The sequence below is a fragment of the Pseudomonas sp. genome (assembly GCF_049645325.1).
GTDB lineage: Bacteria > Pseudomonadota > Gammaproteobacteria > Pseudomonadales > Pseudomonadaceae > Aquipseudomonas.
This window is the reverse complement of record NZ_JBARTQ010000601.1, coordinates 1-11732: the sequence shown is the minus strand read 5'-3', so window position 1 is coordinate 11732 and position 11732 is coordinate 1. Positions and strand designations below refer to the sequence as shown.

The following is an 11732-nucleotide window of genomic DNA, read 5'->3' as shown; positions in this document are numbered from 1 at the left end:
CTGTGACACCGAGTGACGTTATCGCAGGCAAGCCAGCTCCCACACAAGCCTGCTCCCAACATTTTGACCGCGGTCCAATCAGTCTAAAGTCGAACCGCTGACCGCCACGCCGCCGCGCTCCGGGAAGAACAGACGCTGCAACTCCGCCCCCGGGTTCTCGGCGCGCATGAAGGTCTCGCCCACCAGGAACGAATACACGCCACTGATCTCCATCAGTTCCACATCGGCACGGTTGACGATGCCACTCTCAGTGATCACCAGGCGGTCGCGCGGAATGCGCGGCAGCAGGTCGAGGGTGTTTTCCAGGCTGACTTCGAAGGTGTGCAGGTTACGGTTGTTGACCCCCACCAGCGGTGTGTCGAGGGTTTTCAGGGCACGCTCCAGCTCGTCGCCGTCGTGCACTTCCACCAGCACGTCCAAGCCGACGCTTTTGGCCACGGCCGCCAGCTCGGCCATCTTCACGTCGTCCAGTGCGGAGACGATCAGCAGCACGCAGTCGGCGCCCAAGGCACGGGCTTCGAAGATCTGGTACGGGTCGACCATGAAGTCCTTGCGGATCACCGGCAACTTGCACGCCGCGCGGGCCTGTTGCAGGAACAGGTCGGAACCCTGGAAATAGTCGATGTCGGTGAGCACGGACAGGCACGTCGCGCCGCCCTTTTCATAGCTGGCGGCGATGTCGGCCGGCACAAAAAGCTCGCGAATCACGCCTTTGCTCGGCGAAGCCTTCTTGACCTCGGCGATCACGGCCGGCTGCTTGAGCTTGGCCTGGGCGATCAAGGCATTGGCAAAGCCACGTGGGGCGTCGGCGAGTTTCGCCTGGGCTTCCAGTTCGGCCAGGCTTACACGCGCACGGCGCTCGGCCACTTCTTCGGCTTTGCGGGCCAGGATCTTTTCCAGAACGGTTGGCACACTCATCCTTCATTCTCCACTTTGAACACCGCAGTAAACGCACCCAGTTCTTCGAGCTTCTCGCGAGCGAGCCCGGTGTGCAACGCATCATGTGCGAGGGCCACGCCCTCTTTAAGACTGTAGGCGTGATCGGCGGCATACAACGCCGCGCCGGCATTCAACACGATCATTTCTGCCGCTTTCTGGCCGTTTTCGGTCTTGCGACGCCCCAAGGCATCACGAATCAATTCAAGGGAGGCGGCTGGGCTTTCTACAGCCAGGCCATGCAAACTCTGGCTTTTCATGCCCAAGTCTTCTGGCTCGACCCAATATTCGGTGACCTGGTCGTTCTTCAGCTCCGCCACAAAGGTCGGTGCCGCCAGGCTGAATTCGTCCAGGCCGTCTTTCGAATGCACCACCAGCACGTGCTTGCTGCCCATGCGCTGCAGCACTTCGGCCAATGGCCGGCACAGCGCCTGGCTGAACACGCCCACCACCTGATGTTTCACGCCAGCCGGATTCGTAAGCGGGCCAAGCATGTTGAACAGGGTGCGCAGGCCCAAGTCCTTGCGCGGGCCAGCGGCGTGTTTCATCGCGCCGTGATGGGACTGGGCAAACATGAAACCGATGCCGACGCTGTCGATGCAACGCGCCACTTGTACCGGCGTCAGGTTCAAATAGATTCCGGCCGCCTCCAGCAAGTCGGCACTGCCGCTTTTGCCGGAGACCGCACGGTTACCGTGCTTGGCCACGGTGCAACCCGCCGCCGCAACCACGAAGGACGCTGCGGTGGATACGTTGAAAATGTTGGCACCGTCACCGCCGGTGCCGACCACGTCGACCACGCCGTCGAGGGTCTTGAGCTCAACCTTGTCCGCCAGTTCGCGCATCACCGAGACGGCGCCGACGATCTCGTCGATGCTCTCGCTTTTCATGCGCATGGCCATCATGAACGCGCCGATCTGTGCGTCGGTGCATTGACCGGTCATGATTTCGCGCATCACATCGCTCATTTCAGCGGTGCTCAGGTCCAGGTGGCCGACGATACGGCTCAGGGCAGTCTTGATATCCATGGAAAGTCCTTAGCGCGTGCCGCCGCTTTGCTTGAGAAAGTTGGCGAACAGCTCGTAGCCCTGCTCGGTCAGGATCGATTCGGGGTGAAATTGCACCCCTTCGATGTTCAATGTCTTGTGACGCAGGCCCATGATCTCGTCGACCGAGCCGTCTTCCAGCTGGGTCCAGGCGGTCAGCTCCAGGCAGTCGGGCAAGGTTTCGCGCTTAACGACCAGTGAGTGGTAGCGCGTCACGGTGACCGGCAGGTTGAGGCCCTGGAACACGCCGAGGTCTTTATGGAACACAGGGCTGGTCTTGCCGTGCATCACCTGGCGCGCGCGCACCACGTCACCGCCAAAGGCCTGGCCAATGGACTGATGGCCCAGGCACACGCCCAGGATCGGCAATTTGCCGGCGAAGTATTTGATCGCTTCAAGGGAGATGCCCGCCTCGGTCGGCGTGCACGGGCCAGGCGAAACCACGATGCGCTCCGGGTTCAGGGCGGCGATTTCGGCGACTGTCAGCTCATCGTTGCGCACCACCTTGACCTCGGCACCGAGCTCGCCCAGGTATTGCACAACGTTGTAGGTAAAGGAGTCGTAGTTATCAATCATCAGCAACATGTGGGTTCAAACCTCTTGAATTCACTGATTTCGAATGACCGCCTTCCAAGAGAGTGACCCGCTGCCAGACGCACTTTCCGGTTGCCGGGGTTAGCCAGCAAGGGGCGTCAAACAAGGGGTGAAGAAGGCAAATCGGTACAGGTCCGGCCGGGGCCGGCAGAGAAAATGTCAGGCGCGCCAACGCCAACGGGCGTGTGCCTTGACTACTCGCATCAAGAGTTTGCTGATAATCAACACGGGAAGGGTCTCATTCATACGTCCAGGCACAGTAACGTAGCCTCGCGACCGGTGCAATATGGAGCCGCGAATACGGGGCCATCACGACAGAATCTTTATAGGAAAAAACTGTTTTCTTCGTAGAAAACCCTCACTACATTGCTAAGTGTTTCGCTTCCGATACAAAAACAACTAAATGGAATTTTGCATGCTCAGACCACCGTTTTTTGCCCCCCTTGCCGGCTGCCTCCTGTCTTTGGCCTGCGCACAGGCACTTGCCGCCTCTTCGCCGTACTCGACCATGATTGTTTTCGGCGACAGCCTGGCTGATGCCGGCCAGTTCCCCGATGGCTCGAATGGGGCCACGTTGCGCTTTACCAACCGCACCGGCCCAACCTTCCAGGGCGACTACGGCCCGGTTTCGTCGACCTTATTGGGTGCAAAACTGGGCGTTGCGCCAAACGACCTGAACGCCTCCACCTCGCCGGTACGCGCGGCACAAGGCCTGCCAGACGGCAACAACTGGGCGGTGGGCGGCTACCGGACCGACAATATTCTCGACTCGGTCACCTCGGTCTCCAACGCAGCGATTCCTCCCGGCAACCCCGGCGGCGGCACTGTATTGCGCAGTCGCCAGGGTTACCTGCCGGCAAACGGCGGGCGAGCCGACCCGAACGCGCTGTACTTCCTGTCTGGCGGCGGCAATGACTTCCTGCAAGGTCGCGTACTCAGCCCGGGCCAGGCGGTCGCCGCCGGCGGGCGCCTGGCCGACAGCGCCCAAGCCCTGCAACAGGCCGGCGCGCGCTACATCATGGTGTGGATGCTGCCCGACCTCGGTCTGACCCCAGCCATCAACGGCACGCCGCTGCAGGCTGCCAGCAGCGCCCTCAGCAACATTTTCAACCAGTCATTGGTGCAACGCCTGTCGCAGGTCGACGCGCAGGTAATCCCGCTGAACATCCCGTTGCTGCTCAAGGAAACCTTCGCCGACCCGGCCCGCTTCGGCCTGGCCACCGGACAGAACCTGACCGGCACCTGTTTCAGCGGCAACGGCTGCACCGCCAACCCAACCTACGGGATTGGCGGCACCAGCCCCGACCCGACCAAGCTGATCTACAACGATTCCGTGCACCCCACCATCGCCGGGCAACGCTTGATCGCCGACTACGCCTACTCGCTGCTGGCCGCCCCCTGGGAACTCACCCTGCTGCCGGAAATGGCCCAGGGCACCCTGCGCGCCCATCAGGACGAACTGCGCAACCAATGGCAGGCCGACAACGGCAGTTGGCAAGCCGTGGGCCAATGGCGCGCCATTGTCGCCGGTGGTGGCCAGCACCTGGACTTCGATGATCAAAGCAGCTCTGCCAGCGGTGACGGCAGTGGCTACAACCTGAATATCGGCGGCAGCTACCGGCTCGACGAAAACTGGCGCGTGGGCGTGGCCGCCGGGCTGTATCGGCAGACGCTTGAAGCCGGCGCCAGCGATTCGGACTACAAGCTCAACAGCTACATGGGCACTGCGTTCGCGCAGTATCAGCAGAATCACTGGTGGGCCGATGCCGCGTTGACCGGCGGCAAGCTGGACTTCGACAGCCTCAAGCGCAAGTTCGCCCTGGGCGTCGGCGAAGGCTCCGAGAAAGGCGACACCGATGGTTGGCTCTGGGCCTTGAGCGGCCGCGTGGGTTATGACATCGCCGGGGTCGGCAGCGATTGGCACCTGTCGCCATTCATCAGCGCCGACTATGCACGCGTCGAGGTGAACGGTTACTCGGAAAAAGACAACCGCTCCACCGCGCTGACGTTTGATGACCAGCAGCGCGACTCCAAACGCCTCGGCGTCGGCCTGCAGGGCAGCTACCGCGTCACGCCGCAAACCCAGGTGTTTGGCGAAGTGGCCCACGAGCATGAGTTCGAAAATGACACTCAAAAGGTGAACATTTCGCTCAACAGCGTGCAGGGTATCGACTTCAAGCTGGACGGCTACACGCCCCGCAGCAATTCGGATCGCTTGAGCCTCGGTGTCAGCCACAAGCTGACGCAGGAGCTGGCGTTGCGGGCGGCGTATAACGTGAGGAAGGACGACGATTTGACCCAGCAAGGGGTCAGTGTGGGGGTGAGTCTGGATTTCTGATGCGGTCTTAAAAACCAGCGCAAAACCAATGTGGGAGCTGGCTTGCCTGCGATGCAGACACCTCGGTGTATCGGGTACAAAGAGGTGATGTTATCGCAGGCAAGCCAGCTCCCACTTTTTGATCAACGCACGCCGTTAGCCTTGCGGCGTCTGCTCGGCCAACGCCACTGCGCGGAACATCGCGCGGCGCTTGTTCAGGGTTTCTTCCCACTCAAGGGCCGGCACCGAATCGGCGACAATCCCGCCACCCGCCTGCACGTGCAGTTCGCCGTCCTTGATCACTGCGGTGCGGATCGCAATCGCGGTGTCCATGTTGCCGTTCCAGGCGAAATACCCCACGGCGCCGCCGTACACGCCACGCTTGACCGGCTCCAGTTCGTCGATGATCTCCATCGCGCGAATCTTCGGCGCGCCCGACAAGGTGCCCGCCGGCAGAATCGCGCGCAGCGCGTCCATGGCGGTCAGGCCGGCTTTCAGCTCGCCGGTGACGTTGGACACAATGTGCATCACGTTGGAGTAGCGCTCGATGACCATCTTCTCGGTCAGCTTCACCGAGCCGATTTCCGACACGCGCCCGGTGTCATTGCGGCCCAGGTCGATAAGCATCAGGTGTTCGGCGATTTCCTTGTCGTCGCTGAGCAGGTCTTCTTCCAGCGCCAGGTCGGCTTCTTCGGTCGCGCCACGCGGGCGAGTACCGGCAATCGGGCGCACGGTGATCAGGTTATCTTCGACCCGCACCAGCACTTCAGGTGAACTGCCCACGACGTGGAAGTCGCCGAAGTTGAAGAAGTACATGTACGGCGTCGGGTTGAAGCAGCGCAGTGCGCGATACAGGTCGATCGGCGCGGCCTTGAAGTCGATGGACATGCGTTGCGACGGCACCACTTGCATACAGTCACCGGCGAGGATGTATTCCTTGATGGTGTCGACCGCGCGCTCGTAATCATCCTGGGTAAAGCTTGAACGAAAGATCGGGTCGGCAGCCGGCGGGCGGCTGAGGTCCAGGCCGCGACGCGGGGTGATCGGCTGGCGCAATTTTTCCATCAAGGCTTCGAGACTGGCTTGGCCTCTCTCGAAGGCATCCGCCTGGGACGGGTCAGCCAGCACAATCGCGTGCATCTTGCCGGCGAGGTTATCGAACACCACCACCGCATCCGACACCATCAGCAGAATGTCCGGCACGCCCAGCGGGTCCGGGTTCGGGCACTTACCCAAGCGTTTTTCCACATAGCGCACGCAGTCGTAGCCGAAATACCCCACCAGGCCGCCGTTGAAACGCGGCAATCCAGGAATGGTCGGCACGTTGTAGCGCGCCTTGAAGGTTTCGACAAAATCCAGCGGGTCTTCTACGTCGTGGCTTTCGATCTCGACGCCGTCATGGGTGATGCTCACGTGGTGGTCGTGAACGCGCATGACGGTGCGGCACGGCAGGCCGATGATCGAGTAACGGCCCCACTTCTCGCCGCCCTGCACCGATTCCAGCAGGTAGGAATTGGGCTCGTCGGCCAGTTTCAGGTAGATCGACAGCGGCGTGTCGAAGTCGGCCAGGGTTTCGCAGGCCAAGGGAATACGGTTGTAGCCGGCAGCGGCCAAACGCAGGAATTCTTCGCGGATCATGAGGTGCCTCGTGGCTTGAGGGTCAAACGGTCAGGTGTGCAAACGTGCCGCAGCGCGGCGAGGATCAGTCAGGCGCGCCAACGCCAGCGGGCCAGGGCCTTGATGACTTTCATCCAGAGTTTGCGAGTGACCACCACGATGGGATTTCCAGAAGGGGTTGGATCGATGTCGGGCAACGTTATCTCAGCGCCCGCTCCCAAGCAACCGGGGATTAGCAGGCGCAGGTCATCAATCACCAATGCAGGCGATTCTTCAGCGATCGGCCGACCATGGTTATAGCCATAACTGAGGGCCACGCACTGCACGCCCGCCGCCTTCGCCGCCTGCACGTCACTGCGTGAATCGCCGACAAACAAAGACTGCGAAGCCGGGATATTGGCCATTTTCATCACGAAAAACAGCGCCGCCGGGTCGGGCTTCTTCTGCGGCAGGGTATCGCCACCGATGATCCAGCGAAAATAACGGCCGATTTTCATCTGGTCCAACAGCGGCGCGACAAAGCGCTCCGGCTTGTTGGTGATCAGGGCCATTTCCACGCCCTGCTTGTGCAGCCATTTGAGGGTGTCGCGCACGCCGGGGTAAACCACGGTCAGCTCGTGGCTGCTTTCATAGGCTGCGTTGAACAGCTCCAGCGCGTGTTCGGCCTCGACCTCATCCACACCGTCGGCATCGATGTTGTCAGCCAGGGCCCGGCGCACCAGCATCGGCGCACCGTTACCTACCCAGTTACGCACCGACTCGATCCCCGCCGGCTTGCGCCCCAGCTTGAGCAGCATCTCGTCCACGGCGGCTGCCAGGTCCGGCACCGAGTCGATCAAGGTACCGTCCAGATCGAACATCACCAGCCGTGGCAGTTTGCCGGGGAACAGCTGCTCAAAGCCGCTCATGGACGCGCCAGCGCCAGTTCTGCACGCATCTTGTCGATGACGTCCTGATAGTTCGGCGCATTGAAGATCGCCGAGCCGGCCACAAAGGTGTCGGCGCCGGCGGCGGCGATTTCGCGGATATTGTTGACGTTGACCCCACCGTCGATTTCGAGGCGGATGTCGCGGCCCGACGCGTCGATCAGCGCGCGGGCTTCACGCAGCTTGTTCAGGGTACCGGGGATGAACTTCTGCCCGCCGAAACCTGGGTTGACGCTCATCAGCAAGACCATGTCGACCTTGTCCATCACGTACTCAAGCACACTCAGCGGGGTGGCCGGGTTGAACACCAGGCCCGCCTTGCAGCCGCCTTCGCGGATCAGTTGCAGGGTGCGGTCCACATGCAGCGTCGCTTCCGGGTGGAAGGTGATGTAGGTCGCGCCGGCGTCGATGAAGTCACCGACGATGCGGTCCACCGGGCTGACCATCAGGTGCGCATCAATCGGCGCAGTGATGCCGTATTTGCGCAGCGCCGCGCAGACCATCGGGCCGATGGTCAGGTTGGGCACGTAGTGGTTGTCCATGACGTCGAAGTGCACGAAGTCGGCACCGGCGGCCAATACCTTGTCCACTTCTTCACCCAGGCGGGCGAAGTCGGCGGAGAGAATCGATGGAGCAATGACGAAGGGCTGCATGACGCACCTTTTTTGAGCTAAATCACGATGGCGCGCATTGTATACCTCATGCTTTGCTGCGCGCACCGTGACCTAACTCAACGGTTAGTAAGCCGCCCGGTAGATTTTCTCGATATCCGCCGCGCTGAGCTTGCGCGGGTTGTTGCGCATCAGGCGCTCAATGCCCGCGGCTTCCGTGGCCATGGCCGGGATCGCGTCTTCGGGAACCCCGAAGGTGTGCAGCCCCGCCGGAATCTCGACGGCAGCACACAGCCGCGTCATCGCCTCGACAGCCTGGTCGGCGGCATCGTTGACGCTCAAGCCGGTGATATTCACGCCCATGGCCTGGGCGATGTCCTGCATGCGCTCCACGCACGCCAGCTTGTTCCAGTGCATCACGTAGGGCAGCAACAACGCGTTGCTCACACCGTGGGCGATATTGAAACGCCCGCCCAACGGGTACGCCAACGCATGCACCGCGCCCACCCCGGCATTGCCGAACGCCATGCCGGCCATCAGGCTGGCGGTGGCCATGTCGTCACGGGCCTGCAGGTTGGACGGGTTGGCGTAGGCCTTGGGCAGCGCGCTGGCGATCAACTTGATCGCGCCGATGGCCAGGGCGTCGGTGATCGGCGAGGCATTCAGCGACAGGTACGACTCGATCGCATGCACCAGCGCATCCACGCCACTCGCGGCGGTGACACTGCGTGGGCAGGTGAGGGTCATTTGCGGGCTGATCAGCGCCACGTCCGGCAGCAAATAATCGCTGACGATGCCTTTTTTAAGCTGCGCAACCTTGTCGGAGAGAATCGCCACATTGGTCACCTCCGAACCGGTGCCGGCCGTGGTCGGGATCGCGATCAACGGCGGGCCTTTGCGTGGCACCTGGTCCACGCCGAACAGATCCGCCAGCGCGCCGTGATAACCGGCATAGGCCGCGACACTTTTGGCGATGTCGATGGCACTGCCGCCGCCCACGCCGATCAGGCCGTCATGCCCGCCCTCGCGGTACACGCGCATGCAGTCTTCGACGATGGCGATTTCCGGGTCGGGCAGCACGCGGTCGAAGATTTCGTAGGGGCGATCGCCTAAGTGCTCGAGTGCCAGCGCGACAGTGCCGGACTTGACCAGCACGGCGTCGGTGACGATCAGCGGGTTGTCCACATCCAGGCGCGTGAGCTCGGCAGCCAGTTGCTCGATGGCGCCGGAGCCGGTGAGCAGTTTGTGGGCGATCTTGAATGAGGAAGTACTCATGTGCGCGGCCTCTTATAAGGGAATGGGCTGGCACAAGAGTAGCTGACTGAAACGGGTTGTCTTCCATTCAGCAATTGAATGGACATCCTCTGAATGAACACAGCACCCATGTGGGCACGGTCAATGTGGGAGCTGGCTTGCCAGCGATAGCATCAGCTCGGTCTTGATGAAAGACCGCGTCGCCTGCATCGCAGGCAAGTCAGCTCCCACACAAGCCCGCTCCCACAGTTCACAGTTTGATCTCCACTTGGCTTTAGACTTGGGCAGTGCGCAGTTTCTCACTGCGGCCGCGCAGCCATTCAAGGGTCAGCAGTAGTAACACCGAAAACGCGATGAGCAACGTCGCCGCCGCCGCAATCGTCGGGCTGAGGTTTTCGCGGATGCCGCTGAACATCTGGCGCGGCAGGGTCGCTTGCTCGGGGCCGGCGAGAAACAGCGTGACCACCACCTCATCAAACGAGGTGGCAAACGCAAACAGCGCCCCGGAAATAACCCCCGGCGCGATCAGCGGCAAGGTCACCCGGCGAAACGCGGTCAAGGGCGACGCGCCGAGGCTGGCCGCCGCTCGCACCAGGTTATGGTTGAAGCCCTGCAACGTCGCCGACACGGTGATGATCACAAACGGCACGCCCAGCACCGCATGCACCACGATCAGCGAGAAAAAGCTGTTGCCCAGGCCCAATGGCGCAAAGAACAGGTAACTGGCCACGCCAATGATCACCACCGGCACCACCATCGGCGAAATCACCAGGGCCATCACCAGCGCCTTGCCGGGGAAATTCCCACGGGTCAGGCCAATCGCCGCCAGCGTGCCGAACACCATCGCCAGCACGGTGGCCGCCGGCGCGACGATGATGCTGTTCTTCAGCGCACGCATCCATTCGGCCGAGGCGAAGAAGTCCTGGTACCAGTGCAGCGAAAAGCCTTGCAGCGGGTACACCAGGAAACTGCCGCTGTTGAACGACAGCGGAATGATCACCAGCACCGGCAATATCAGGAACAGCAGGATCAAGCCGCAGAGAATCCGCAAGCTGTAGAACCACACCCGCTCAACGGGCGACAAATAAGGGCTCAGCATCGCAAGGTCTCCTCAGCTCAGGCGCAGGCGGCTGGCGCCCACCAGCCGGTTGTAGATCAGGTACAGCACCACGGTCGCCAGCAGCAGTAAGCCGCCCAAGGCAGTGGCCATGCCCCAGTTGATGCTGGTGTTGGTGTAGAACGCCACGAAGTAGCTGACCATCTGGTCGTTCGGGCTGCCGAGCAGCGCCGGGGTGATGTAGTAACCAATCGCCAGGATGAACACCAGCAGGCACCCGGCGCCGACACCGGCATAGGTTTGCGGGAAGTACACGCGCCAGAAGCTGGCGAATGGATGGCAACCCAGGGAAATCGCCGCACGCATGTAGGTGGGCGAGATGCCTTTCATCACGCTGTAGATCGGCAGAATCATGAACGGCAACAGAATGTGTACCATCGAGATGTAGACCCCGGTGCGGTTGAACACCAGCTCCAACGGTTTATCGATCAGGCCCAGGCTCATCATTGCGCTGTTGATCAAGCCGCCCGATTGCAGCAACACGATCCACGCCGCCACCCGCACCAGAATCGAGGTCCAGAACGGCAGCAACACCAGGATCATCAGCAAGTTGCTTTTACGCGCCGGCAGGTTGGCCAACAGGTAAGCCAGCGGATACGCCAGCAGCAGGCAGATAAAGGTGATCACCAGGCCCATCCAGAAGGTGCGGGCAAAGATGTCCAGGTAGATCGCCTGGTCCGGGGTGGCCGGGGCCACTTCGCCGAGGTCGTCGATACGGTGATCGACGGCCGCCAACAAGTAATAAGGCGTCAGCGTGCTGGTATTACGCCGGATCGCCTGCCAGTACGCCGGGTCGCCCCAGCGTTCGTCGAGGTTTTCCAACGCTTCTTTATAAGAGCCAGGCGCTTCGCTGAACGGCAGCGCTCGCGCGGTTTTGGTCAACAGGCTGCGATAGCCGGCCAGTTCCATGTTCAAGCGTTTGGACAAATCACCCAGGGTCTGGTTTTTACGCGCCTCGCCCAGGTCTTCGCTCAAGGCCTGGTACACCGGTTCGCCCGGCAAACCCCGCCCGTCCCAGGCCTTGACCGCCACCACGGTGCGCGGCAAACCGCCCACCACTTCCGGGTTGCCGACGCTTTTGTAGAGCAGCGCGACGATCGGCACCAGGAACACCAGCAACAAGAACAGCACCAGCGGCGCAATCAAGGCCTGGGCCTTCCAGCGATTAAGCCGCTCGGCACGCGCCAGGCGCTGCTTGAGGGTGGGGCTGTTGACCTCGTTCGAGGGAACGGCGATGGCCATGGCTGACTCCGGAAAATCTACGGTTGAGTCCCTGCAAGGAGGTTTTATGTGGGAGCTGGCTTGCCTGCGATG

10 protein-coding genes are annotated in these 11732 nt (G+C 61.7%); 1 reads left to right on the top strand and 9 read right to left on the bottom strand.

Annotated elements, in window-relative coordinates; all coding sequences use genetic code 11:
- Positions 1-78: 78 nt before the first annotated feature.
- Genes trpC through WBB95_RS25270 form a run of 3 tightly spaced genes read right to left on the bottom strand, consistent with a single transcriptional unit; the run spans position 79 to position 2567 of the window.
- Entirely contained in the window at positions 79-918 is an 840-nt protein-coding gene (gene trpC / locus WBB95_RS25280) for an indole-3-glycerol phosphate synthase TrpC (RefSeq protein ID WP_424490056.1), read from the bottom strand.
- Positions 915-1964 carry an anthranilate phosphoribosyltransferase gene (gene trpD / locus WBB95_RS25275; RefSeq protein WP_424490055.1) on the bottom strand — a complete coding sequence of 350 codons (1050 nt, stop codon included), beginning with the start codon at positions 1962-1964 and terminating at the stop codon, positions 915-917. The genes trpC and trpD overlap by 4 nt, the downstream gene beginning before the upstream one ends.
- Before the next feature lie 9 nt (positions 1965-1973).
- Complete coding sequence (locus WBB95_RS25270) at positions 1974-2567, bottom strand: aminodeoxychorismate/anthranilate synthase component II (RefSeq protein WP_424490054.1); 594 nt, start codon at positions 2565-2567, stop codon at positions 1974-1976.
- Positions 2568-2991: 424 nt separating this feature from the next.
- Between WBB95_RS25270 and estP the strand changes: the two genes are divergently transcribed.
- Complete coding sequence (gene estP / locus WBB95_RS25265; RefSeq protein WP_424490053.1) at positions 2992-4914, top strand: esterase EstP; 1923 nt, start codon at positions 2992-2994, stop codon at positions 4912-4914.
- Between the two features lie 135 nt (positions 4915-5049).
- Here the strand turns inward: estP and trpE are convergent, their stop codons facing one another.
- The 6 genes from trpE to WBB95_RS25235 all read right to left on the bottom strand — a co-directional run bounded on the left by trpE (position 5050) and on the right by WBB95_RS25235 (position 11660).
- Positions 5050-6531, bottom strand: a complete 1482-nt coding sequence (trpE, locus tag WBB95_RS25260) for an anthranilate synthase component I (protein ID WP_424490052.1) — start codon at positions 6529-6531, stop codon at positions 5050-5052.
- 68 nt (positions 6532-6599) lie between these two features.
- Complete coding sequence (locus WBB95_RS25255; RefSeq protein ID WP_424490051.1) at positions 6600-7418, bottom strand: phosphoglycolate phosphatase; 819 nt, start codon at positions 7416-7418, stop codon at positions 6600-6602.
- Positions 7415-8089, bottom strand: a complete 675-nt coding sequence (rpe, locus tag WBB95_RS25250; protein WP_424490050.1) for a ribulose-phosphate 3-epimerase — start codon at positions 8087-8089, stop codon at positions 7415-7417. Before rpe ends, WBB95_RS25255 begins: the two co-directional genes overlap by 4 nt.
- Positions 8090-8173: 84 nt before the next feature.
- Positions 8174-9322 (bottom strand): iron-containing alcohol dehydrogenase, encoded by a 1149-nt coding sequence (locus WBB95_RS25245; protein WP_424490049.1) that lies wholly within the window; start codon positions 9320-9322, stop codon positions 8174-8176.
- A 253-nt stretch (positions 9323-9575) separates the two neighbouring features.
- Positions 9576-10400 carry an ABC transporter permease gene (locus tag WBB95_RS25240; RefSeq protein WP_424490048.1) on the bottom strand — a complete coding sequence of 275 codons (825 nt, stop codon included), beginning with the start codon at positions 10398-10400 and terminating at the stop codon, positions 9576-9578.
- 12 nt (positions 10401-10412) lie between these two features.
- Positions 10413-11660 (bottom strand): ABC transporter permease, encoded by a 1248-nt coding sequence (locus WBB95_RS25235; RefSeq protein ID WP_424490047.1) that lies wholly within the window; start codon positions 11658-11660, stop codon positions 10413-10415.
- Between the last annotated feature and the right edge of the window lie 72 nt (positions 11661-11732).